Origin of the sequence: Brucella sp. IR073, from assembly GCF_049065735.1 — a bacterium.
Lineage (GTDB): Bacteria > Pseudomonadota > Alphaproteobacteria > Rhizobiales > Rhizobiaceae > Paramesorhizobium.
Map to the genome: position 1 here is coordinate 13,417 of NZ_JBAKHD010000010.1, position 24,150 is coordinate 37,566.

The window sequence follows — 24,150 nt, forward strand, 5'->3', positions numbered from 1 at the left end:
CATGACACGCATGACCATGGTCGAGGCCATCCGCAATGCCATGGATGTCTCCATGGCGCGAGATGACGATGTCGTGGTGTTCGGGGAGGATGCGGGCTATTTCGGCGGGGTTTTCCGCTGCACGCAGGGCCTGCAGGCGAAATATGGCACTTCGCGCTGCTTCGATACGCCGATCAACGAATCCGGCATTGTCGGCACCGCCATCGGCATGGCGGCCTATGGCCTTCGGCCTTGCGTGGAGATCCAGTTCGCCGACTATATGTTCCCGGCCTATGACCAGATCGTGCAGGAGGCCGCGCGCATCCGCTACCGCTCGAACGGGGATTTCACCTGTCCCCTCGTCATTCGGATGCCGACCGGCGGCGGGATTTTCGGCGGGCAAACCCACAGCCAAAGCCCGGAGGCGTTGTTTACCCATGTCGCCGGGCTTCAGGTCGTCATCCCCTCCACCCCTTACGACGCCAAGGGATTGCTGATCGCGGCCATCGAAAACCCCGATCCGGTGATCTTTCTCGAACCGAAGCGACTCTATAACGGCGCATTCGCGGGTTATCCCGACAGGCCTGTTCCGCCCTGGGCGAGCCATCCCAGGGGCGAGGTGCCGGACGGGCATTACGCTATTCCCATCGGAAAAGCGGAAACGGTGCGGGAGGGAAGCGCGCTGACGGTGCTCGCCTATGGCACCATGGTGCATGTCGCCGTTTCGGCTGCGGAGGATTTCGGGGTTGATGCCGAGGTGATCGATTTGCGTTCGCTGCTGCCGCTGGACCTCGATGCCATCGTCGCGTCGGTTTCCAGAACGCGCCGGTGCGTGATCGTCCACGAGGCGACGCTGACATCGGGTTTTGGAGCCGAACTCACGGCCCTCGTTCAGGAGCACTGTTTCTATCATCTTGAAGCGCCGATTGCCCGTGTCACCGGCTGGGACACGCCTTATCCCCACGCGCAGGAATGGGATTATTTCCCCGGTCCGGAGCGCGTTGGCCGCGCCATGCTTAAAGTTCTGGAGGCTTGAGAATGGAACATATCGTCAGGATGCCGGATGTCGGCGAAGGCCTCGCCGAGGCGGAACTGGTGGAATGGAACGTCAAGATCGGCGATTCCGTCCGGGAAGATATGATGGTCGCCTCCGTCATGACCGACAAGGCAACCGTCGAGATTCCGTCGCCCGTCAGCGGAACCGTCACCTGGCTTGGGGGAGATGTCGGCGAAAAGATCGCGATCAATGCTCCGCTGATCAGGATCGAGACCGGGGGAAATCAGCCGATGGAGGCCCCTGAACCGGCCTTCGGCGCTTCCGAAGCTACAAAGTCACAAACAGCACCTGCTTCATCGCAGCGCGCCGACGCGATGCCGCTGGCTTCTCCGGCTGTGCGGCAGCGGGCAAAGGAAGCCGGGGTGGATTTGCGCGATGTGCAGGCAACCGGCCCCGGCGGGCGCATTACCAATGAGGATTTCGACCGGTTCCTGCAGCAAGGCGAGGGTGCGTCTGCATCCGGTAATGATGGGATAACGCAGATCAAGATCACGGGCCTGCGGCGGCGGATCGCAGAGAAAATGTCACTCGCGGCGAGCCGCATTCCGCATATCACTTATGTCGAGGAAGTCGACATGACCGCGCTGGAAGCACTGCGGGCGCGGCTGAACGAGGAGGGCAGCGGAAAGCTCACGATCCTGCCTTTCCTCATGAAAGCGATAGCCATGGCTGTGAAAGACCATCCGGTGGTCAACACCCTCTTCGATGATGAAAAGGGGGTGATGTTTCAGCATAAGTCTATACATATAGGCATCGCGACACAGACGCCTTCCGGTCTCATGGTACCCGTCGTCAGGCATGTCGAGACATTGGCCTTGCGCGATTGCGCAGCGGAAATGGCGAGGGTGACCGAAGCGGCCCGCAACGGTTCGGCGACCCGCGAAGAACTTTCCGGCTCGACCATCACAATCAGCTCGCTTGGGGCGCTCGGTGGTCTGGTCTCGACGCCGATCATCAACCATCCGGAAGTCGCCATCATCGGCGTGAACAAACTCACCACAAAACCGGTTTGGAACGGCAATGAATTCGTGCCGCGCCAATGCATGAATCTTTCCTCAAGCTTCGATCACCGCGTCATCGACGGCTGGGATGCGGCGACATTCATCCAGCGGGTGAAGGCGCTGCTGGAAGTGCCGGAAACGCTCGTGCGGGAAGATGGAGCCGATGCCTGATCTGGATTTCGCGCTGAGGGAAATGGCGGACTCCATCCGCGAAACCACTGCTCGTTTCGCCAGCGAGCGGATTGCGCCGCTTGCGCGCGAGATTGACGAAAAGGACCGGTTTCCCAAGGAGTTATGGCCGCAAATGGGAGCGATCGGTCTCCACGGCATAACAGTTGATGAGGAATTCGGCGGGCTGGGGCTAGGTTATCTCGAACACGTCGTGGCCTGCGAGGAAATAAGCCGCGCCTCCGCTTCCGTCGGCCTTTCCTACGGCGCGCATTCCAATCTCTGCATCAATCAGATTGCCCGCTGGGGTTTGCCCGAGCAGAAGCAGAAATACCTTCCGGGTCTCATCTCGGGCGAGCATGTCGGAAGCCTCGCGATGTCGGAGGCGGGGGCTGGCTCCGATGTCGTCTCCATGAAACTGCGGGCCGACGCGGTGGAGGGCGGCTTTCGCCTCAACGGCACGAAATTCTGGATCACCAATGCGCCATATGCCGAAACGCTGGTGGTCTACGCCAAGACGAAGCCGGATGCGGGCGCCGGGGGCATTACCGCCTTTCTCATCGAAAAGAGCTTTAAGGGTTTCTCCATCGGCCAGCAGATCGACAAAGTCGGCATGCGCGGCTCGCCGACGGCGGAACTGGTGTTTAACGACTGCTTCGTGCCGCAGGAGAATATATTGGGGCCGCTGGATGGCGGGGTGAAAGTGCTGATGTCCGGGCTCGATTATGAGCGGGTGGTGCTGTCGGGCATTCAGCTCGGCATCATGCAGGCCTGCCTCGATGTTGTGCTGCCCTATGTGCGGGAACGCAGACAGTTCGGCGCGCCGATCGGCAGCTTCGAATTGATGCAGGCGAAGGTGGCGGACATGGTCGTCGCGCTGAATTCGGCAAAGGCCTATGTCTATGCGGTCGCAAGAGCCTGCGATGCCGGCAAAACCACGCGCCATGACGCGGCGGGGGCTATCCTTTATGCCTCGGAATCCGCCGTCCGGGTGGCGGAACAGGCGATCCAGGCGCTGGGCGGCGCCGGCTATACCAAGGATTGGCCGGTGGAACGTTACTGGCGCGACGCGAAACTTCTCGACATCGGCGCCGGAACGAACGAAATTCGTCGCATGCTGATCGGTCGGGAGGTGATCGGCCTATGACGGAACTGCAGTCGCTGATCGATACGAATTCCGAGACTTTCGCGGGGAATGCGGCGCATAACCGTACGCTCGCCGATAATCTCCGGGCGAGGGTCGCCGCTGCCGCCCTGGGCGGCCCGGAACGGCACCGCGAGCGCCATGCCGCCCGTGGCAAGATGCTGCCGCGTGACCGGGTGGAGCGGCTTCTCGATCCCGGCTCGCCCTTTCTCGAAATCGGTCAACTGGCCGCCGATGGCATGTATGATGGCGAGGCCCCCGGCGCGGGCCTCATCGCCGGCATCGGCCGGGTATCGGGCCGGCAATGCATGGTTGTCGCCAACGACCCGACCGTCAAAGGCGGCGCTTATTTTCCAATGACGGTGAAGAAACATCTGCGGGCGCAGGAGATCGCCGCCGAGAACCGGCTGCCTTGCCTCTATCTTGTCGATTCCGCGGGCGCGAACCTGCCGCATCAGGCCGAGGTTTTTCCCGACAAAGAGCATTTCGGGCGGATTTTTTATAATCAGGCCCGGCTTTCAGCCGACGGCATCGCCCAGATTGCCGCCGTGATGGGCAACTGCGCGGCGGGCGGGGCCTATGTGCCCGCCATGGCCGATGAATCCGTCATTGTGCGCGGGCAGGGCACGATCTTTCTGGGCGGCCCGGCCTTGGTGAAGGCGGCGACAGGGGAGATCATCACATCAGAGGAACTGGGTGGAGCGGAAGTCCATGGCCGCAAGTCCGGTGTCGTCGACCATGTCGCCGAAAATGACGAACACGCCCTGCTGATCGTCCGGGATATTGTTGCGACCCTCGGCCAGCCGCAAAAGCCCGATATCGACATAGCCGAGCTGCGGCCGCCCAAATTCAACCCGAGGGAAATCTACGGCATTGTCCCGCCTAACCTTCGCACACCCTATGATGTGCATGAAATTATTGCCCGCATCGTCGATGGATCTGAGTTGCAGGAATTCAAGGCGCTTTACGGCACCAGCCTCGTTTGCGGGTTCGCCCGGATATGGGGCATTCCGGTTGCCATCCTTGCCAATAATGGCATTCTCTTCTCGGAAAGCGCGGTCAAAGGCGCGCATTTCATCGAGCTTGCCTGCCAGCGGCGTATCCCGCTTCTCTTTCTGCAAAACATTTCCGGCTTCATGGTCGGCGGCAAATATGAAGCGGAAGGCATCGCCAAGCATGGCGCGAAGCTTGTCACGGCGGTGGCGACCGCTTCCGTACCCAAGATTACGCTCGTCATCGGCGGCAGCTTTGGGGCCGGTAATTACGGCATGTGCGGACGCGCCTACCAGCCGCGCTTTCTCTTTACCTGGCCCAATGCCCGCGTCTCGGTCATGGGCAGCGAACAGGCGGCATCCGTGCTCGCCACGGTGCATCACAAGGCCGAGAGCTGGACGCCAGATGAGGCCGAAGCCTTCAAGGAATCCATCCGCCGGAAATATGAGGAGGAGGGCAGCCCCTATTATGCTACCGCCGGCATGTGGGATGACGGCGTGATCGATCCCGCCCAGACGCGGGATATACTCGGTCTCGCCTTCGCGACGACGCTCAACGCCCCCATTCCGCCGCGCGCTCAGTTCGGTGTGTTCAGGATGTAGAAAAGCGTTGATGTGATGAAATCGTGTTGCCCCTCACCCTTACCCTCTCCCCGCACGCGGGGAGAGGGGGACGTTGACCGTTGGTGTCTTGTTTTTCTCCCGCTGTGCCTGGCCGCAACGGAGAAGGATAAAGCAATAACGCCGATGTCCCCCTCTCCCCGTAATTCAGGGGGAGAGGGTAAGGGTGAGGGGCTTTTCGACACCGCAAATAAGGTGCGGACGGAAGGGGTGAACGGTGATTGAAAGCCTCCTCATCGCCAATCGCGGGGAAATTGCGCGGCGGATCATCAGGACCGCGCGCAGGCTGAAGCTTCGCACGGTTGCCGTTTATTCCGAGGCCGACAGCGGGATGCCTTTCGTCCGCGAGGCTGATGAAGGTGTTTGCATCGGGCCTGCGGCGGCGAGGGAGAGCTATCTTCGGCAGGATCGTATCCTCGACGCGGCGAAACAGACGGGAGCGGAGGCCATTCACCCCGGCTATGGCTTTCTTTCCGAGAATGCGGAATTTGCCGAAGTTGTCATCGGCGCCGGTCTCGTCTGGATCGGCGCGCCTCCCGCTGCCATCCGCGCCATGGGATTGAAGGATGCGGCAAAAGCCCTGATGGGCGCGGCGGGCGTGCCGGTCACGCCGGGCTATCTTGGCGAGGATCAAAGTGAAGCCCGCCTTCAAAAGGAGGCGGACATTATCGGCTACCCTGTCCTTATCAAGGCTGTGGCGGGCGGCGGCGGCAAGGGAATGCGGCGGGTCGACAGGAAAGAGGATTTTCGGGGCGCGCTGGCAAGCTGCAGGCGCGAGGCGGCGGCCGCATTCGGCAATGACCGCATGCTCATCGAAAAATATGTGCTGTCCCCGCGCCATATCGAGGTGCAGATATTCGGCGATAGTTTCGGCAATGTCGTCTATCTTTTCGAGCGCGACTGCTCGCTCCAGCGCCGCCATCAGAAGGTGGTGGAGGAGGCGCCCGCGCCCGGCATGGATGCCGCAATCCGGGAGGCGATATGCCGGGCTGCGGTCAAGGCCGCGCGCGCGGTGGATTATGTCGGGGCGGGCACCATCGAATTCATCGCCGATGCCTCGCAAGGGCTGCGCGCCGACCGCGTCTGGTTCATGGAAATGAACACACGGCTTCAGGTGGAGCATCCGGTGACTGAGGCCATTACCGGACAGGATCTGGTCGAATGGCAAATCAGGGTTGCTTCCGGCGAGCCGCTGCCTCTCAAACAGGATGAATTGTCTATTAATGGCTCAGCCATGGAAGCGCGGCTTTATGCGGAAAATCCTGCGAATGGTTTCCTGCCCTCGACCGGTCCGCTGGAGCATTTCAGCCTGCCCGGCGGCTTGCGGATAGACAGCGGGGTCGAGCAGGGGGACGAAATCACCCCGCATTACGATCCGATGATCGCGAAAATCGTCAGCCATGCGCCTTCCCGCGACGAGGCGGCAACGAAGCTGGCGGATGGGATGGCTGAGGTTCAAATCGCACCGGTGAAGACAAACGCCGCCTTTCTCACCCGGACGCTGCGGCACCCCGCCTTTCTGGCAGGGGAGGTGGATACCGGCTTCATCGAACGCCATCTGCCGGATCTCATTTCCCCCGATGAGCCCGCTACGCCGATAGCTCCAAAGGCCAACAACCCTTGGCAAGCGCTCACCGGTTTTCGCATTAACGCCGAACCCGCGCGGACCGCCGCCGCCCTGCGCCGTGCCGATTCCGCCGTGGCTGGGACTGCGGATGGGGCAATTCTGGCTCCCATGCCGGGGATCGTCATCTCCGTTCCGGTTGTCCAAGGCGACAAGGTCAAGCGCGGCCAGCCGCTGGCGGTCATCGAGGCCATGAAGATGGAGCAGGTGCTGAGCGCCCCGTTTGATGGCGTTGTCGCTGAGATCACCGTATCGGAGGGAATGCAGATCGCCGAAGGCAGCCTTCTCATCCGGGTCGAAGGGACGCGATAATGGCCGGGCGTTATTTCGAGGACTGGACGGTCGGCGACAGGATTTTCCACGAAATCCGCCGCACGGTGACGGAGACGGACAATCTCCTCTTCACGGTCATGACGCATAATCCGCAGCCGCTGCATTTGGATGTGGAGGCCGCCAAGGCGAGCGAGTTCGGGCAGATCATCGTCAACGGCACATTTACTTTCGCCCTGATGATCGGCCTTACCGTCGCCGATACGACGCTGGGCACGCTGGTGGCAAATCTCGGCTATGACAAGGTGGTGATGCCAAAGCCGGTTTTCATCGGGGATACGCTGCGTGCGCAAACGGAAATCGTCGAGCTGAAAGCAAGCCGCTCGCGCCCGGCTGCGGGTATCGTCACCTTCCGGCATGAACTTCTCAACCAGCGGGATGAGGTAGTGTGCCGGTGCCTTCGGTCCGCCCTTGTGCATCGGAGGCCCGAATGAGGCTGCGCTCCCTGCTGTTCGTTCCGGGAGACCGGCCGGACAGGATGCAAAAGGCGCTGCATGCCCGCGCGGATGCCCTGATCCTCGATCTGGAAGACGCGGTGGCATTGCCCGCCAAGCCTGCCGCGCGGGCGGAGATAGCCTCATTCCTACGTAAGGCCGAGCGTGGCCCAAGATTGTTCGTCCGCGTCAATTCGTTGGATAGCGGCCTGCTGGATGACGATCTCAAGGCCGTGCTGGATGCCCGCCCCGATGCGCTTGTCCTCCCCAAAGCCGAAGGCGCGGAAAGCGTGCGAAGGCTTGCGGCCGAGGCGAAAGGCATTCCAATCCTACCGATTGCAACGGAAACCGCGGCGGCTATTTTCCAGATCGGAACCTACCGCGAAGTCGCCGAGCTTTTAACCGGTTTGACATGGGGAGCGGAAGACCTCCCCGCCGCAATCGGCGCCGTCACCTCGCGCGAGGATGACGGGCGCTACACGCCGCCATACGAGATGGTGCGTTCATTGACATTGTTCGGAGCGCATGCCGCCGGTGTCCTGGCAATCGAGACGGTCTATCCCGCCTTTCGCGATCTGGAAGGTCTTGCGCGCTACGCCCGGACCGCCCGCAGAGATGGTTTCACCGGCATGATGGCCATTCATCCCGCCCAGATACCGGTAATCAATGCTGCCTTCACACCAAGCGAGGAAGAAATCGCCCATGCCCGCGCAGTCATTGCCGCCTTCGCTGCCCACCCGGGGCAGGGCGTGCTGCAATTGAACGGCCGGATGATCGATGCGCCTCACTTGAGGCAGGCGCTTCGCCTGGTGGAGATGCTCAGTGATTTGCCGGATGAGTTTGCGGGCAGGGGCGCCGAGTCTCCGCCTCAACGGTGACATGGCCGCTTCGTAACGAACGGTAACCCCTTTAAAGCTCGCATTCCAGAGTCATCAATGAGTAAGCAGCGAGCACTTTACCTGCTGGAGGTCCGGAAGAATATCGCTATGCAGAAGGCGGATTATGGTGGCGGAGCAGTGGAGCCGGATCGGATGGATTTCACGCAATCGCAGTTCGCGGATTTCTTCGAGACGGCCACTTGGTCGCGGGGCGTCGCCTATGCGCGCGAAGGGCGTGTTCTTACCGCCTCCATGGACGAGACGAACCAGATTGCGGCGGGTTCGGTACGCGGCAGCGGCCGCAACGTCTACCGGCAGACAATCCGGTTTGCGCTCAAGAGCCAAGGCGCAATCGACTCCGTTTCGGGCGGCTGTACCTGTCCCATCGGCCATAATTGCAAGCACGTCGCGGCCGTCTGCCACTCGCTTTTGTCGAGAGGTTCTCGTTTTCTTCCTTCTACCGCTCCAACGAACCCTCGCGAGGTACAAAAACCTGCTGCGAACAAGCTTCCTCCGCAGCTTTCCTCCTGGCTTGGCGATTTGCAGGCCGCGCAATCGCAACCACCCGATCAGGATATCTGGCCGCAGAACATACGCGACCGGCTTCTTTATATCGTGAAGGCCGATGGCGGACGGCTGGCCATTGAGACGATGAAAGGACATCTCCTCAAGGACGGGAGCTTCAGCACCACAGCAAAAGCGTATGAACTCTCACGGATCGACACCCGGAATGTCGCGAAATTCATCCGGCGGCGCCGCGACCGGCCGCGGGCGCTGGCGCGAACCCGGCGGCCCGGTTTTGCATTCCGGGACGAGCCGCGAAGGCGCCTTCCAATGGCAGCCTCAGAGACAGGGCGAACAGCGGCTGGCGGTAACGGGAAAAGACGGGCGGCAGCTTGTCCCCCTTCGGATCGATCCCCCGGCCTATATTTGATCCTGAAACGGGGGAAATCGGCCCGCTCCTGTTCGATGTGCCGGCTCCTGTGGTGCCGCTGCTTTTGAAGGCGCCGGCCGTTCCCGCCGCCTATGCATCCGAGGTCACGCGCGTGCTTCTGGATATGCCAATGGCCGCGATCCCCGTGCCGCAGCGGATCGAAACGGAAAGCCGGCACGGACGCGAGCCTGTGCCGATCTTGCGGCTTTTCACCACCAGGGCGACCCAAGAGAATTATTATCGCTTGGCGCGGGAAACGGTTTATCTGCCGACGCTGCGGCTTTCCTTCGATTATGACGGCAAAATCGTCCGCGACGGGCCGGGCGGCGAGGAACGGTTCCTCGAAAACGGCAAGGCCATCACCTTGCTGCGCGATGAAAACGCGGAAAGGCGGGCCTTCGACCGCCTGCTGGACGCGGGCGCCGAGTTCGCCGAGGATATAATGGAAATGCCGGACCGGTCCGCCGGCAAGACGGACCTCTATTTTTCTCTCGACGAGACGATGTTGTCCATCGGTGAGATGATGGCCGACGAGGTGGAGATTTTCGGATATTCGGCTCCGCAAACCGGCGCTCTTCGGTTCATGACGCGCACCCTGCCTGCCTTGCGGCGGGAAGGCTGGCGGATCGAGATTGCGGAAGACTGGCCGTATAAGGTTTATGACGGTCCGGTCGAGATCAATGGCATCACCGAATCCCAAGGTGGAGCATCCGGCAACTGGTTTTCCATGGGCGTCCGGCTTCAGGTCGGGGAGGGCGAGCTCGATCTCCTGCCGATTATCAGGCAATTGCTCGAGCAACTGGCGTTTCTAAATCCTGATGCACCGGATTGGGACGATCAGGTTAGCGCCATTCTGGAGGAGCTGACGCTCTTCCCGCAATTGGAGGACGGGCGTTTCGTATCCCTGGAGGCCTCGTCCCTCATACCGCTGCTGCGGGTGTTTCTATCGGCTATCGGTCTACTCGACGGGTTCCATCCGGCGGAGGCGGGACGGGCCTTTCAGCTCGTCGAAGCGCTGAAGGCTGCGGCATTCCTTTCAAAGCCGGTCCGGAATTGCGCGCTCTGGGGCAAAAGCTGCAGGCGCTCGGCCAGAATCAGGAAGTCGACCCGCCGCGCATGTTCCGGGTGACATTGCGTCCGTATCAAAAGACCGGATTCGGCTGGCTGCGCTCTCTAAGCGAAACCGGCTTCGGAGGCATTCTGGCTGATGATATGGGGCTGGGTAAAACGGTCCAGACGCTCGCGCTTCTGGCCGAGCGGCATCTGGGGCCGACGACCCCTGCGCGCCCGAGCCTGCTCGTGGTACCCACGAGCCTCGTCCGTGCGTGGCGGCGTCAGGCGAATGAGTTCGCGCCGGACCTGAAAATCCTGGTGCTCCACGGGCCCGACCGGCAGAAGAACTTCGACGCCATTGCCAGCCATCACGCCGTCATCACCTCCTATCCGCTACTCAACCGTGACCACGCCGTTCTTACCGCTATCGACTGGGAGATCGTCGTGCTCGACGAGGCACAGACGGTGAAGAACCCGGCTTCGGCCATCGCCAAGAGGATAAGGGAGCTTAAATCTGCGATGCGCCTCGCCCTGACTGGCACGCCGATGGAAAACTCGCTTCTCGACCTCTGGTCGATTTTCGACTGGCTGATTCCCGGCCTGTTGGGCGACCGCAAAACCTTCCGCTCGCGCTTTCTGGTTCCCATCGAAACGCATGGTGACGCCCGGGCGCAATCCGAACTCAACGCCCGGATCAGGCCGTTCCTGATGCGGCGCACGAAGGAACAGGTGGCCCTCGACCTGCCGGAGAAGACCCAAATCACCGAACTTATCGAACTGGAAGGGCGGCAGGCCGCCCTCTATGAATCGATCCGCCTGACCATGGATGAAAGGGTTCGCAAGGCCATCGCCGAGCGCGGTGTGGCGGCGAGTCAGATCACCATTCTCGACGCGCTTCTGAAGCTGCGCCAGATTTGCTGCGACCCGCTCCTCTTGAAGCATGACGCAGCGAAAACCGCCACCGAGAGCACCAAGCGTACGCGCCTGATGGAGCTGCTCACCACGCTCATCGCCGAAGGGCGACGGGTGCTGGTGTTCTCGCAATTCGTGGAAATGCTGCGGCTGATCGAGGCGGACGTCAAGGCGCAAGGATGGAATTATGCGTGGCTGACCGGCGATACTATCGATCGTGATACGGTCGTGTCGGGCTTCCAGTCGGGAGACGCCCCGATTTTCCTCATTAGCCTTAAGGCGGGCGGGGGTCGGGTTGACGCTGACGGCGGCGGACACGGTCATCCTTTACGATCCGTGGTGGAACCCGGCCGTCGAGCGCCAGGCCATGGACCGCGTTCACCGCATCGGGCAGGATAAGAAGGTATTCGTCTACCGGCTGATCACGGAAGGCACGGTCGAACAGGCCATCGCGGGAACTTCAGGAAAGAAAGCAGGCGCTGGCGGATGCCCTCTTCGAAGGCGGCGAGCATGGCCCGCTCGCGCTAAACGCGGATGATATCGCCACCTTGTTCCAGCCGCTCGGCACGAAGGGGGCATAGCATAAGCGGCGCAGGCTTTAGACGCTCAGTTCGGCCCGCACCATGCCGGCGGGACGATCCGGACAGCAATTTATACCTTGAGTTGACCGTGAAGAAGATTCCGCAATCTTTTGCATGCCCCCGGAAGATCGTCCTGCTCGCGCAGGAGCGCGCCGCCCATGAGGTACATGACATTGTCCCCATAGGTGGACACCATCTGGGGAATGCGCTCGAACGTCATGCCGCCGCCCGGCGTGGGCATGGCTGGGGGCAGACCGTCGAGCGGTTCCGAGCAGCCGGAGACGATGGAGAGGCACTCCTCGCGCGAAAAGCTGAAGCGGCCGCCGAAATTGGGGTAGACGACCGCGTCGACGCCCATCAGCCTTTGCAGCGTGCCGAAGAAGAAGGCGTGGGAAAAGCCGGTTGTCGGCGTGATAATATTAGCGCCGCCAAAGGCGGGATGCGAGATGATCGGCAGATTGAAATCCGCCCGCGCGCGCAGCATTCGTGCAGCGTCGTAGCCGGTGAGAGAGGGCGCGAGCATGACGCCGCCCGCGCCCTGCTCCTGCGCGGCTAAGGCGCGATCGAGGATCAGTTCCGCCGGTCCTGTGATGTTGGGCACGTAGAGGCTCTTGCCACCCGTCTTGGCGTTCGCTTCTCCCACGGCGTCGGTGCAGGCTTTCAGCCGCTCCCGGAAAGGCGATGTCTTCTGGTTGGCGAGGCCGTGGTCATCCTTGATATAATTGACGCCACCGAGCGCGAACCGATGGGCAAGATCGGCAAGCGCGGCGACTGGAAGGCCAACCGGCTTGATCGCCGACATGAGCAATGGCCCGTTCGCGATTCCGGCGCGCTTGCGCAGGCCCTCCGGCCCGAAACGCGGGCCTTGGCAGATGGCAAGAATGCCTTCGGAGAGGATCATGCTTTCCACCCGGCAATCCGGACGGATCGAGGAATTGCCGAAGATGACGTTGAGAAGCTGCGGAAAATCGTCGCCGATATCGTCATCGCTATAGGAGATGCGGGCGAAATAGCCGCCTCTTTGTCCGGGTGCCGGTGTGACGTCCTCGACTCGCCCAAGGATTTCATCGCGCACATAGCCTTCCGGCACGATATCATCGGGGATCTCGACGGTCTGCTCCACTGCGATTTCAGCTGCTCTCGCCCGCGCTTCTGCCTCGTCCTTGCTCCCTATCCAGTAAGTGACCGAAAACCGCGCCATCAAAGCGCCTCCGCCTTTTGCGCCGAATGCACCGCGTCGAGCCGCACCGATTGCAGTTCCGTCTCATCAAAGGCGATGTCGCGACCGAGAAGCTGGCCGACCGCGCCGATCAATGCGCCCGCGTCGAGGCCGTATTTCTTCATGAGGTATGGCTTCGATGCACCATGGGCAAAAGTATCCTGCAGGCCAAGGCGGCGCAGGCGGATGCCCAGCCCTTCCTCCGCGAGGATTTCCGCGACGAGCGAGCCAAGGCCGCCGACGATCGTATGGTTCTCCATCGTCACCACGCCCTTCTTGCCTCTGAGGGCTTGAAGGAGCCCCTCCCGGTCGAAAGGCTTCAAGGTCGATGCATGGAGATGATGCACGCTTATATCGCGAGATTTCAGCAACGCCGTCGCCCGCAGCGCCTCTTCCGTGCAGATGCCTGAGGTCAGCACCAGTATGTCGTCTCCTTCGCTGAGCGTTCGCAGGCGATTGAATTCGAAGGGCGAGGAGAACAGCCTTGGCACCTCGCCGCGCAAGACCCGCACATAAACGGGCCCATCGATGCTGTCGGCCACCTCGAGAACGGTTTCGACTTCCGTCGCGTCTCCGGTTTCGAGCACCGTTATGTTCGGGATCGCACGCATGACCGCGATATCTTCGATGGCTTGGTGGGTTATGCCGCCCGGCGTGGTGATGCCGGGCAGGAAGCCCATCAGCCGTACCTTGCGGTTGGAATAGGCGATGGAATTGATGAGCTGGTCATAGGGACGGCGATAAAGGAACACCGCGAAAGTGTGGATGAACGGGCGGAAGCCCTGCATTGCAAGGCCGCCCGCGAAGGAGAGCATGTTCTGCTCCGCCATGCCGAGCGAGAGAAACTGTTCCGGATGCCGGTCGCGAAAGCCGTCCACCTCGCAGGAGGAGGTCAGGTCCGCCGAAAGGCAGAGCACCTCGGGCCGCGCAGCGGCAAACGTTTCGAAAGCGCCCGCATAGGGCCGGTTGACGATTTCCACCATGATCAGCCCCTTGCAATTTCTGCTTCGTTGAGCCCGAGCTCGGCGGCGATTGCCGCCTGCATCTCGTCGCGCTCCTGCCTTGTCTTGAACCGCACGTAATGCAGCCGCGGAAAGCGCCGCTGAAGGAAGGGCATGCCCTGAAAGGGCGAGGTGTTGGCGAGGATGACGAGCGGCTTGCCGGTCTCGGCGCTGCCCGCCGCCTCACGCAACTGGTCGAGATCGTGACCGTCAACCGAGCGGCAGGTGGCGCCGAAGGCGGAAACGCGCGAGGGCAGATCGCCGAGGTCGAGGACCGATTCCATCGCCCCGTCGCATTGCTGGCGGTTGACGTCGACCACCACCCTGATGTTGTCGATCCTGTGATGGCTCATGGCGGCGAGACATTCCCAAGTCTGCCCTTCCTGAAACTCGCCATCGGACATATAGACCCAGACTTTTCCCGGCTCGCCCTTGCGCTTGCGTGCGAAGGCGATGCCCGAGGCCATGGAAAGCCCTTGCGCGAGTGATCCGGTGGTGACCTCCATGCCGGGGCTGTGTTCGGCGCCGATCATCTCGACGGAGCTGCCGTCGCGGTTGAAATGATCGAGCGCATGCTCGTCCATCCGCCCCACTTCGATGAGCGCGGAATAGACGACCAGCGCATAGTGGGCAGGCGAGATGATGAAGCGGTCGAACTCCGGCGCGAAAGGCCCATGATAGCCCGCGCCGGTGAAGGCTTGCGGGTTGTGCGCGGAGGGCACGCCGGCAAAGGGCAGCGGAATCTTCGGCAAGGTCGGCTCGCCCAGATGCAGCGCCTCATTATAGAGAAACGCAAGGCTCTCCGCCGCCGAGCAGGCCTGGCTCAGATAGCCGCCATTGTGGCGCATGGTGTGGAGAAAGACGCGCCTGCGGATGCCGGCGGCGATATCTTCCGTCTTGCGATGATTGAGAAGGGTCATCGTATCAATTCCGTTCCGGAAAGAGCGCTTGCAGGCCCTGCGGCGAGGCATCCGCTATGCCGCGCTCGGTGATGAGACCAGTGATGAGCCGCGCCGGGGTCACGTCGAAGGCCGGGTTCGCCGCCGGGCTGGTTTCGGGCGAAATGCGCACCAGCGCGATATTGCCTTGCGCATCGCGCCCTTGGACGAAGCGCACCTCGTCGCCGTTACGCTCCTCGATGGGGATTTCCTTGACGCCGTCATGCACGGTCCAGTCGATGGTGGGAGAGGGCAGGGCGACATAGAAGGGCACGCCATTGTCGTGGGCGGCAAGCGCCTTGAGATAGGTACCGATCTTATTGCAGACGTCACCATTGGCGGTGGTCCGGTCCGTGCCGACGATCACTATATCCACCTGTCCGTGCTGCATGAGATGCCCGCCGGCATTGTCGACGATGAGTGTGTGCGGGACGCCATGGCCGTTCAGTTCCCATGCGGTCAGCTGTGCGCCCTGATTGCGCGGGCGCGTTTCGTCCACATAGACATGGACGGGAAGGCCTTCTTCCGCTGCCAGATAGATCGGCGCGGTGGCCGTGCCGTAATCGACCGTCGCCAGCCAGCCGGCATTGCAATGGGTGAGGATATTGACCGGCTCGCCCGGCTTTTTGCCGGCGGCAATCCTGCGGATCACGTCAAGCCCGTTGCGGCCGATATTGCGGTTGAGCTCCACGTCTTCGTCCGCAATCCGGGCAGCCTTTTCATAGGCCGCTGTCGCGCGTCTTTCCGGTTGAAGAGGCCGCAGGAACTCACGCATTTCATCCAGCGCCCAGCGCAGGTTTATCGCCGTCGGGCGCGTCTCGTGAAGATGATCCCACGCCTTGTCCAGCGCCTCGTCGCTTGGGTCCGCTCGCATGGCGATGGCGATGCCATAGGCGGCGGTGACGCCGATGAGCGGCGCGCCGCGCACCCACATGTCGCGGATGGCGACTGCCACCTCGTCGACTGTCCGCAGCGTCACGATCCGGAATTCGTGCGGCAGCCAGCGCTGGTCGATGATATCGACCGACTGTCCGTCGTCATTCAGCCAGATCGTGCGGTAATGGCGATTGCCGACTTTCATCGGATTTCCTCTCTTTCAAGCCGCCGGGCCAGGGCATTGACCTCGGCGATGCTGTGGATACGGCGCCTGTTGACGGCGAGGTGCCGCCCGAATTTGAGCGCCTTCGCCTCGCATTCGGCGCGAAGCCGTTCATCCCCAATGGTTTCGAAATCGGCATTATGGGCGAGGCCGAGAATGCGGCGGTGGGTCTCGATGCCAGCAAAACCCAGCGCATCGGTCCAGATCGTGTGGATCATCTCGTCCAGCGCCTGTTCCGCTCCAAGGCTGTCGCCCTGATCTTCGAAAAGCGATTTCTGGTAGAGCATGCCTGTGCGCTCGGTGCGCCAAAGATAAGAGAACTCCGTCCGGAAACTGTCCCAGACAGTTGCCACCGTGTCCAGAAGATAGGCGCGCATGGCGTCCCGGCTGCCGCCGGCTTCATGTCCGGTTTGCGAGAAATAGCTCATCCAGAAATTGGCGAGCAGCATGCCGACATCGAAGGCCATGGGGCCGTAGAAGGCGAATTCGGGATCGATCACGCGGGTTTCGTCCTCTGTCACCATGACAGAGCCGGTGTGGAGGTCGCCGTGGAGCAGGGTTTCGGCGTTCGACGCGAAGAGATGTTTCAGCCGCTGGGCTTCCACTTTCAGATCGCGGTCGGCCCGCAGCGTCGCTACCAGCGCGTCGAGATACGGGCTGGTATGGCGGTTCAGCGCGGCCTCGAAATACGGGTCCGAGAAGACGAGGTTTTCGGTGATGTCGCAGAGTTCGGCATTGTCGGCGAAAAGCGCCAGATCCTCCTTGCGCTTGCGCGGCGTCATGGCGAGGTCGGAGCCGCGAAAGAGCGTGCGCGCCAGATAGAGGCCGAGATCGGTTCCTATCTTCGGCAGTTGCCGGCCTTCGATCAGTGCGCGCCGCAGGATCACATGGGGGACAAGATATTCCATGACGATGATCGCCTGGTCCTGGTCGAAGTGATAGACCTCCGGCACGCTGCCCGGATTTCGCTCCGCCGCCCGGATGAGGGCGTGATATTCGAAGAAAGACCGCTTCAACGGCAACGGCCAGCTTTCGCCGACGAGCCGCACATAGGGCAGCGCCTGCTTGACGATCACCGCCCCGGCATCGCCCTTGACGATGAAAACCAGATTGAGGTTGCCGTCGCCTACCTCGCGCACATCCCAGCGGGCAATGTCCTCGCCGATCCGCTGCCGCAGTTGCGGGTGGCTTCCCAGCCGCCCCGGTAAGGTGGCCGCTTCAAGCGCCTCAAAACCATTCATGCTTTCCTCCCCTGACATTGGCGGCAAATGCCCGTTCCGGCTTCAGCCCGAAAATCAGAACCGCATTTCGAAAAGCCGATACGCGCTGCAAGGCCGATGCCTCCCACATCGCCTGCGCCCGGCTACAATTGGTAAATCAGCGTTCTGTCAAATGTCAACTGGATTGACATTTGCTAAAATCGGGCTTTAAGTCCCATATCGGGAGGAGCAGATGGGACACGATTACGTTTTCCGTATCGAAGCCTTGCGCAAATCGTTCGGCCCGTTTCGCGTGCTGAACGGGATTGATCTCGGCTTGCGGGCCGGGGCCGTGACGGTGCTGATGGGGGCCAATGGCGCTGGGAAATCGACGCTGGTGAAAGTCGTCAGCGGCGTATACGCCCGCGACGCCGGCACCATGTCGCTGGGGGGCGCCGATTTCTCGCCCTCGCGCCCTGCGGAGGCGATCCGGGCGGGCGTCGTTACCGTGCATCAGAGCATCAATGACGGCGTGGTGGCCGATCTTGATGTCGCCACTAACCTGACGCTGGACCGGCTCAACGGGCGCGGAGCGGGCCTCTTGTTCAATCCGCGCAAGGTTCGCGCGGAGGCCACCAAGGTCGCGGGCCGCGTCGGGCTTGCCATCGACCTCAACGCCCGGATTTCCGGTCTCTCGCTGGCCGACCGCCAGATGGTGGCGATTGCCCGCGCCATGGCGCACGAGCCGAAGGTGCTGATCCTGGATGAACCGACGTCCTCATTGTCGAGCGCGGAGGCGGACCGGCTGTTCGCGCTCATCGATCGTCTGCGCGCGCGGGGTGTCGCCATCCTCTACATTTCGCACCGCATGTCAGACATCCGTCGGCTTGCCGACAGCATTGTGAGCTTACGCGACGGGCGTATCGCCGGCGTTTTCGAAGGGCCGGAGCTCGATTATGAAGGGGCAGTCAACGCCATGCTCGGACAGAAAATCGGCAAGGACCGGATCGAGGTTCGGCCTGCTTCCAAGCCGATTTTCGAGGCCCGCAATCTCGTTATAAACGAAGGATCCCGGCCATTCTCACTGACGGTGGGCGATGGCGAGGTCGTCGCAGTCACCGGCCTTGTCGGCGTGGGAAAGACGGCGCTCGCCGAGACGCTTTTCGGCGTTCGTCCGGCGCTCGGCGGCGAGATGCAACTGGACGGCAAGGGCTATTCGCCGGCAAGCCCGGCTGCCGCCATCCGGCAGGGCGTATTTCTCGTCGCCAAGGACCGGGGAGAAAACGGCATCGTTCCAGATTTCAGCATAGAGGAAAATATCAGCCTTCCTTTCCTGCGGTCCCTGTCGAGCCTCAGTGTCCTCAGCCGGAAAAAGGAGCGCGCGCTGGCCCGCCGGCAGATCGAGGCGCTGGGCGTCGTGTGCCGCTGCGAACGCGACGCGATGCATACGCTCTCCGGCGGCAATCAGCAGAAAGTGATGGTCGGCCGCTGGCTCGCACGGGCTTCGCGCCTGCTCGTGCTGGATGAGCCCTTTCAGGGCGTCGATATCGCTGCACGCCGCGACATTGCGCAGAAGCTGCGCGCCTCGGCGGCGGGGCGCGGCACCATCGTTTTTCTCACCGAGCTCGACGAAGTCTTTGAGATTGCCGACCGTATCCTTGTCATGTCGGAGCACAGCATCGTCGGCGAGCACCGTAATGCCGGGCTCGATGTCGAGAGGCTGCTTGCGGAAATAGCAGGGCGTCATTCCCTCGCGCAAACAAATGCGGCCCCACGAACCATGGTTGATTGACATGAGCATCGAACACACCACGCCGAAACCGCAGGCGGCCCCATCCGCCTCGTTGCGCTATATCGCGATTCGATATGGGTTTCTCGCGCTTCTTCTCGGGCTGATCGTCTATTTCTGCCTTTCGACCAGCGGCTTCGCCTCGCCGCAAAGCGCGGTCTTCATCCTGCAATCGGTGTCCATCACCGGCATTCTGGCGCTGGGCGTGACGGCGACGCTGGTCGTCGGCGGGTTCGATCTTTCCATCGGCTCCGTCGCGACGACAGCGATGATGGCCTCATCCTATGTGATGGTGGTGATGGGCGGCGACGCGCTGACCGCGACGCTCGTCTGCCTCGCCATCGGCGTCATTGTCGGCCTCATCAACGGCGTGCTCATTGTCTATATGCGCGTGCCGGACCTGCTCGCCACGCTCGGCATGATGTTCCTGCTGTTGGGGCTCCAGCGCATCCCGACCGAGGGCCGCTCCATCGCGACAGGCATGACGCTGCCCGATGGCTCGGTTGCGAGCGGCACTTTCTCTCCTGCTTTTCTGGCGCTGGGGCGGCACCGTTTCGATTTTATCCTGCCAAATCTGGTGCCGGTTTCGGTGGTGATCCTGATCGTGCTGGCGCTCGCGATCTGGTTCTTCCTCGAATACACCCGTTTCGGCCGCATGATGTATGCGGTCGGCTCCAATGAGCGGGCGGCGGAATTAGCCGGTGCGCCGGTCAATGCCTACAAGATCTGGGCCTATGTGATTTCGGGCGTTTTCGCTTCTATCGGCGGCATCCTGCTTGCCGCCCGGCTGGGACGCGGCGATATCGCGTCGGGCAACAATCTGCTTCTCGACGCCGTGGCCGCCGCATTGATCGGCTTCGCCGTGCTCGGAGCCGCCAAGCCCAATGCCTTCGGCACCGCCATCGGCGCGCTGTTCGTCGGCGTGCTGCTGCAAGGGCTCACCATGATGAACGCGCCTTACTACACGCAGGATTTCGTCAAGGGCGCGGTGCTGGTCGTCGCCCTTGTCTTCACCTTCGCCCTTTCGGGACGAAGAAAATAGGCATGAAAAACGCAACTGGGAGGATATGCGTATGTCGTTAACGAGAAGAACCGTGGCCAAGCTCGGGCTTGCGCTGATCGGGGCCACGATGCTGGGCGGGATGGCGCAGGCCGCCGACAAGCCCGCGCCCTTCGACAAGCCGGGCGATGTGAAGATCGCGCTGGTGCGCTATCTCTCGACGGGCGATTTCTTCCAGTCCTATCTGGCGGGCGTCGAGGCGCAGGCCAAGGCGCTGGGCGTCGATTTGCGGGTGCTCGACAGCCGCCAGGATGCGGCGCTGCAGGCGGATATGGTCGATCAGGCCATCGCCATGGGCGTCAACGGCATCATCATCCAGCATGGCCTGACCGAGTCCATGAAGGAAGCCGCGAAGCGCGCCGTCGATGCGGGCATCAAGGTCGTCGCTTTCGACGTCAATGTCGAGAATGACAAGATTCCGCAGATCGAGCAGTCCGACCGTGATCTTGCGCGCCTCGCGCTGGAGCAGGCGATCAAAGACAATGGCGAGAGCTGGAAGGCCGGTTATGTCTATGTCGCCGGCATCGCGCCGCTCGACCGCCGCGACGAGACGTGGAAGGAATTCAAGAAGAAATATCCCGGCATCGAGGAAAAGGCGATGTTCGGCACGATGGATAACCCAATCGCCAATTCGGTGGCCAATCAGGCGCGCTCGGTGATCTCGGCCAATCCTGACATCACCGTGATGTTCGCTCCCTATGACGAATTCGCCAAGGGCGTGAAGATCGCGGTCGACGAGGCGGGGCTTTCGTCGAGCGTCAAAATCTACTCCGCCGATATCTCGACCTCAGACATCGCGGCGATGCGTGAGCCGGGCAGCGCCTGGGCCGCCACCGCCGCAACGAACCCTGCCGTGGTCGGGCAGGTCTCGGTACGCGCCCTGGCGATGCTTCTGACGGGAGAAGACCCCGGCAAAAGCGTGATCGTGCCGCCGACCCTCATCACACAGGCGGATCTCAACGAGAACGACATCAAGAACATGGAAGAACTCGCGGCGAAGATGCCGCAATTCGCCCATGCCGATGTCGCCATGCCCGCATGGATGCCGAAGCCGTAGGGCCAAATCCAGGAAAAATGTGAATTTTTCCGTCCGGACTTGGCTGAAACAATAATCAATAGTCGGCAAACGAAACTGGCGGCTCTCCCCCGGAGCCGCTTTTTATCTGATGCAACGCCGAAACAACCTATCAGAAACGCGCCATCGTGCCGGCGTGGCCATAATGAATTAACCCATTCGTCTCGACCGCTCGGACATAATCGGCGAAATGTGTGCCGTTGTAATTATCGGCGGAGGTAACCACGACACGGTCACCGACATGAACGACTGGCTTCCACCCAGGCCGCACGGCATAGGAATCGCCGCCTTCCAAGGTGAGCGTTTCGTAGGGCGGATTATATGCAACCACCTTACCAGTGACGACCTTTGCCTGTGCGCCATAAGCGGACAGAGCGACAAGGACGGCAGAAACAGAAAGTACTTTGATAACCATAGCGGACCTCCCTAGGTAATGAGTGCACTCAAAATTAGCGCCCGATCAGCGCGGCATAATCCTGCGCAACTGTAGGTATAAATATGTTTCTAGGTATATATTGCGTATTTCAGACAATTTCATACGGCTAAAGTACGGCTAAAATAAGCCGTTGAACTCGCCGAAGCGTACAGCGTGGAGCACCCAACGTTCGTTATAATATTGGACAAGTATTTTCTTTTTAAACGGAACGTTGGCAGGGCAGAGGGGGGTGTCTCGCGATTCCGTCAAAACACAATCTGCTCTAGGCCGCCCGCGTCAGCTTCCCATGCTTGAGGAGCCGACGTGCCATCGAGGCGGTCACCACGAGATGCGAGACGAGATCGCCGCGCAGTGCCGCGACGAGCGAGTGGAACTTATTGTCCTCCTGCACCACCATCATCCGCTTGGCGATGGCCCGGATCGATCCAAGGTCAGCCGAAATGCAACGCCTGTTATAGGCGCAATCGAGCCATTGGCCGTCCCCGTCGATCAATTGCCCCGCGATGACGCCCGCTGCGCCAATTTTCCCCGCCGCATGCATCTCCTCGGCGGTCAGCGCGCCGCACATGACCAGATGACTGTCCGCCTCGATGCCGCCGACCGAATAAAGCGCCAGCTGGCACTGCGGAATGCCGGCGAGCTGGTCGCGCACGACCGGCTCCTGCCGCAGTGCTTCTGCCAGTTCTTCGCTGCTCAGCACGAGGGGTGCGTACAAATTGATGCCCTCGGCATTCAGCCGGCGCGCGATTTCGGTGGTGCATTGGTCGGGGCGGAAGGCATAGGGCGCGCCCAGATTGCCGCAAAGCTGCATCACTTTGACGCCCTGGAGATCCGCATAGGGCATGACATCGGCAATGTGATAAACGGTCTGGCCCCAGGCGACGCCGATCCGGTCGCCCTTGTTGATGAGTTCGAGAAACACCGCCGCCGCGACGACAGGCATTTCAGCCGCCGGATCCAGCGCCTGGCGATCCTCCGGCACGATCCAGACGGCATCGAGCCCCGCGGCATCTTCCAGCTCGCGCGCCAGCACATCGTTCGAAAAAAGTTGCGTCGAGGTGGAGATGGTGACAATTCCCATCTCGCGCGCCCTGCGCAAATAGGTGGCTACCGACGCCCGCGAAATATCGAGATGCTTCGCCACCTCATCCTGCCGCATGCCATGGGTATAATAGAGCCAGGCGGCCTTATGCAGGATCTGATCGGTGGACCTGATCGGCATGGAATTCCTCGGTTTTGTTTATTTTGACAATATTCACATCAATTGACAAATGTCAAAAGTTTCCTCACCCATACGGGCGTCAGTTCTATCCGGCTCCGTAACGGCGTACCGGAAAGTTTTGCTTTACAACATTCGTAACCTACCCATTCTTCCCCACGACCTTAGCCTGCAGATGCGATAAGGTTCGGTGTTCGTTGGTGAATCGGGAGAATTCGATTGAAGCGGTCCGTGGTAACTCTCAAGGACGTCGCCGCGGAGGCCAAGGTGTCGCGCGCCACAGCGGCGCGGGCGCTCAACAGCTATGGCTATGTGGGCGACGAGACCGCGCTTCGCGTGCAGGAGGCGGCGGAACGGCTCGGCTATCGCGGGAACCGCGTGGCGCAGGCGCTGCGACGCGGGCAGCTGCCGATCATCGGCTTTGTGCTCGGCGATATCCAGAACCCGTTCTTCGCCCGCATCGCCCATGATCTTGAAGTGGAGTTGCGAAAGCGCCGTCATAATCTCCTGATCGCCAGCAGCGAGGAAGACACCGCGCAGGAAAAGGCGCTGCTGGAGAGCTTGCGGGGCCTGAGCATTCGCGGCTTCATCGTGGCGCCCACATCGGCTGACGACAATGCCCATCTGGAAGAGCTGGTGCGGGAAGGGGTGCCGGTGGTCCTCATCGACCGCGCGGTGAAGAACCTCGCGTGCGACAGCGTCGTCGTCGACAACGAGGGCGGCGCGCGGCAGGCGATCGATTATCTCATCAGGAACGGGCACCGGCGTATCGGTCTCCTGCAGGATGAGACGCGTATCTTCACCTCGCAGGAGCGTCTGGCCGGCTATCGCAACTCGCTGGAGGCGCATGGGATCGGGCTCGATGATTCGCTGATCAGCGTGTCCCGTTCCACTGTCGAACATGCTGTCGAGGCGACGATCCGCCTGTTCAGCCAGCGCAACCCGCCCACCGCACTGTTCACCGTGGACAGCCTGATGACGCAGGGCGCGCTGCTCGGCTTGCGCGCCATGGGACTCTCCATCCCCAAGGATGTCTCCGTCATCGGCTTCGACGATTTCAATCTCGCCACCTTCACCGACCCGCAGATCACGGTCGTCGCGCAGCCCATCGCCGATATCGGCCCGCTCGCGGTGGAAATGCTGATCGACCGGCTGTCAGGCAAGAAGGACGCGCCGAGAAATGTCAGCTTCCCCACGCGGCTGATCGTCCGCGGCTCCGTCTCCCGCCGCGAAGGCGCATAAGCGGCCTTAAAAAAATGTCGCGATTGGCTCTTGCCAAAACCGGCAAAACATGTGCTCATATGCGTATGAGATCGATCTCATAGATTTGCATCCGTTGGCTTGGCCGGCTGGACGCTGGGGCGAAATACGCCTTTCAGCGAACGGGATCGCCTTGCCTTGCGACTA

22 protein-coding genes are annotated in these 24,150 nt (G+C 61.5%); 15 read left to right on the forward strand and 7 right to left on the reverse strand.

Annotated features, from left to right (window positions below; all coding sequences use genetic code 11):
* The first annotated feature begins 1 nt into the window (after position 1).
* From ACOWVG_RS17365 to ACOWVG_RS17415, 11 genes are all read left to right on the forward strand, one after another.
* Positions 2-1,015 carry an alpha-ketoacid dehydrogenase subunit beta gene (locus ACOWVG_RS17365; RefSeq protein WP_420963591.1) on the forward strand — a complete coding sequence of 338 codons (1,014 nt, stop codon included), beginning with the start codon at positions 2-4 and terminating at the stop codon, positions 1,013-1,015.
* Between the two features lie 2 nt (positions 1,016-1,017).
* Positions 1,018-2,208, forward strand: coding sequence for a dihydrolipoamide acetyltransferase family protein (locus ACOWVG_RS17370; protein WP_420963592.1), 1,191 nt, complete (start codon positions 1,018-1,020; stop codon positions 2,206-2,208).
* Positions 2,201-3,352, forward strand: coding sequence for an acyl-CoA dehydrogenase family protein (locus tag ACOWVG_RS17375; RefSeq protein ID WP_420963593.1), 1,152 nt, complete (start codon positions 2,201-2,203; stop codon positions 3,350-3,352). Before ACOWVG_RS17370 ends, ACOWVG_RS17375 begins: the two co-directional genes overlap by 8 nt.
* Positions 3,349-4,944, forward strand: a complete 1,596-nt coding sequence (locus tag ACOWVG_RS17380; RefSeq protein ID WP_420963594.1) for a carboxyl transferase domain-containing protein — start codon at positions 3,349-3,351, stop codon at positions 4,942-4,944. The genes ACOWVG_RS17375 and ACOWVG_RS17380 overlap by 4 nt, the downstream gene beginning before the upstream one ends.
* Before the next feature lie 235 nt (positions 4,945-5,179).
* On the forward strand, positions 5,180-6,898 hold the full coding sequence (locus ACOWVG_RS17385) for an acetyl/propionyl/methylcrotonyl-CoA carboxylase subunit alpha (protein ID WP_420963595.1): 1,719 nt from the start codon (positions 5,180-5,182) through the stop codon (positions 6,896-6,898).
* Positions 6,898-7,350, forward strand: coding sequence for a MaoC family dehydratase (locus ACOWVG_RS17390; protein WP_420963596.1), 453 nt, complete (start codon positions 6,898-6,900; stop codon positions 7,348-7,350). Before ACOWVG_RS17385 ends, ACOWVG_RS17390 begins: the two co-directional genes overlap by 1 nt.
* A complete protein-coding gene (locus ACOWVG_RS17395) occupies positions 7,347-8,228 on the forward strand; it encodes an HpcH/HpaI aldolase/citrate lyase family protein (RefSeq protein ID WP_420963597.1) in 882 nt (293 codons plus the stop codon). The genes ACOWVG_RS17390 and ACOWVG_RS17395 overlap by 4 nt, the downstream gene beginning before the upstream one ends.
* Positions 8,229-8,285: 57 nt before the next feature.
* Complete coding sequence (locus ACOWVG_RS17400; protein ID WP_420963598.1) at positions 8,286-9,230, forward strand: SWIM zinc finger family protein; 945 nt, start codon at positions 8,286-8,288, stop codon at positions 9,228-9,230.
* Between the two features lie 62 nt (positions 9,231-9,292).
* Positions 9,293-10,291 carry a hypothetical protein gene (locus tag ACOWVG_RS17405; protein WP_420963599.1) on the forward strand — a complete coding sequence of 333 codons (999 nt, stop codon included), beginning with the start codon at positions 9,293-9,295 and terminating at the stop codon, positions 10,289-10,291.
* A complete protein-coding gene (locus ACOWVG_RS17410) occupies positions 10,216-11,526 on the forward strand; it encodes a DEAD/DEAH box helicase (protein ID WP_420963600.1) in 1,311 nt (436 codons plus the stop codon). The genes ACOWVG_RS17405 and ACOWVG_RS17410 overlap by 76 nt, the downstream gene beginning before the upstream one ends.
* Positions 11,423-11,665, forward strand: a complete 243-nt coding sequence (locus tag ACOWVG_RS17415) for a helicase-related protein (RefSeq protein ID WP_420963601.1) — start codon at positions 11,423-11,425, stop codon at positions 11,663-11,665. Before ACOWVG_RS17410 ends, ACOWVG_RS17415 begins: the two co-directional genes overlap by 104 nt.
* A gap of 113 nt (positions 11,666-11,778) precedes the next feature.
* Here ACOWVG_RS17415 and ACOWVG_RS17420 read toward each other — a convergent pair whose 3' ends face one another.
* Genes ACOWVG_RS17420 through mtnK form a run of 5 tightly spaced genes read right to left on the reverse strand, consistent with a single transcriptional unit; the run spans position 11,779 to position 17,206 of the window.
* Positions 11,779-12,909 (reverse strand): RuBisCO large subunit C-terminal-like domain-containing protein, encoded by a 1,131-nt coding sequence (locus ACOWVG_RS17420; protein WP_420963602.1) that lies wholly within the window; start codon positions 12,907-12,909, stop codon positions 11,779-11,781.
* Complete coding sequence (locus ACOWVG_RS17425; protein ID WP_420963603.1) at positions 12,909-13,910, reverse strand: transketolase family protein; 1,002 nt, start codon at positions 13,908-13,910, stop codon at positions 12,909-12,911. The genes ACOWVG_RS17420 and ACOWVG_RS17425 overlap by 1 nt, the downstream gene beginning before the upstream one ends.
* A gap of 2 nt (positions 13,911-13,912) precedes the next feature.
* Complete coding sequence (locus ACOWVG_RS17430) at positions 13,913-14,848, reverse strand: transketolase (RefSeq protein ID WP_420963604.1); 936 nt, start codon at positions 14,846-14,848, stop codon at positions 13,913-13,915.
* A gap of 4 nt (positions 14,849-14,852) precedes the next feature.
* A complete protein-coding gene (mtnA, locus tag ACOWVG_RS17435; RefSeq protein WP_420963605.1) occupies positions 14,853-15,947 on the reverse strand; it encodes an S-methyl-5-thioribose-1-phosphate isomerase in 1,095 nt (364 codons plus the stop codon).
* The gene (gene mtnK / locus ACOWVG_RS17440; RefSeq protein WP_420963606.1) at positions 15,944-17,206 is read right to left on the reverse strand and encodes an S-methyl-5-thioribose kinase; all 1,263 of its coding nucleotides are present in this window, start codon (positions 17,204-17,206) and stop codon (positions 15,944-15,946) included. The genes mtnA and mtnK overlap by 4 nt, the downstream gene beginning before the upstream one ends.
* A 211-nt stretch (positions 17,207-17,417) precedes the next feature.
* Here mtnK and ACOWVG_RS17445 point away from each other — a divergent pair, with 211 nt between their 5' ends.
* From ACOWVG_RS17445 to ACOWVG_RS17455, 3 genes are read left to right on the forward strand one after another with little or no spacing between them, the layout of a single operon-like run.
* A complete protein-coding gene (locus ACOWVG_RS17445) occupies positions 17,418-18,956 on the forward strand; it encodes a sugar ABC transporter ATP-binding protein (protein ID WP_420963607.1) in 1,539 nt (512 codons plus the stop codon).
* Position 18,957: 1 nt separating this feature from the next.
* The gene (locus ACOWVG_RS17450; protein WP_420963608.1) at positions 18,958-19,995 is read left to right on the forward strand and encodes an ABC transporter permease; all 1,038 of its coding nucleotides are present in this window, start codon (positions 18,958-18,960) and stop codon (positions 19,993-19,995) included.
* A gap of 31 nt (positions 19,996-20,026) precedes the next feature.
* Positions 20,027-21,070: a substrate-binding domain-containing protein gene (locus ACOWVG_RS17455; protein ID WP_420963609.1), complete on the forward strand. Its 1,044-nt coding sequence runs from the start codon at positions 20,027-20,029 to the stop codon at positions 21,068-21,070.
* Between the two features lie 130 nt (positions 21,071-21,200).
* On the opposite strand, the gene ACOWVG_RS17460 is transcribed toward ACOWVG_RS17455, so the two are convergent.
* Entirely contained in the window at positions 21,201-21,503 is a 303-nt protein-coding gene (locus tag ACOWVG_RS17460) for a hypothetical protein (RefSeq protein WP_420963610.1), read from the reverse strand.
* A 283-nt stretch (positions 21,504-21,786) separates the two neighbouring features.
* Positions 21,787-22,746: a sugar-binding transcriptional regulator gene (locus ACOWVG_RS17465; RefSeq protein ID WP_420963612.1), complete on the reverse strand. Its 960-nt coding sequence runs from the start codon at positions 22,744-22,746 to the stop codon at positions 21,787-21,789.
* A gap of 216 nt (positions 22,747-22,962) precedes the next feature.
* Here ACOWVG_RS17465 and ACOWVG_RS17470 point away from each other — a divergent pair, with 216 nt between their 5' ends.
* On the forward strand, positions 22,963-23,985 hold the full coding sequence (locus ACOWVG_RS17470; RefSeq protein WP_420963613.1) for a LacI family DNA-binding transcriptional regulator: 1,023 nt from the start codon (positions 22,963-22,965) through the stop codon (positions 23,983-23,985).
* Positions 23,986-24,150 lie beyond the last annotated feature (165 nt).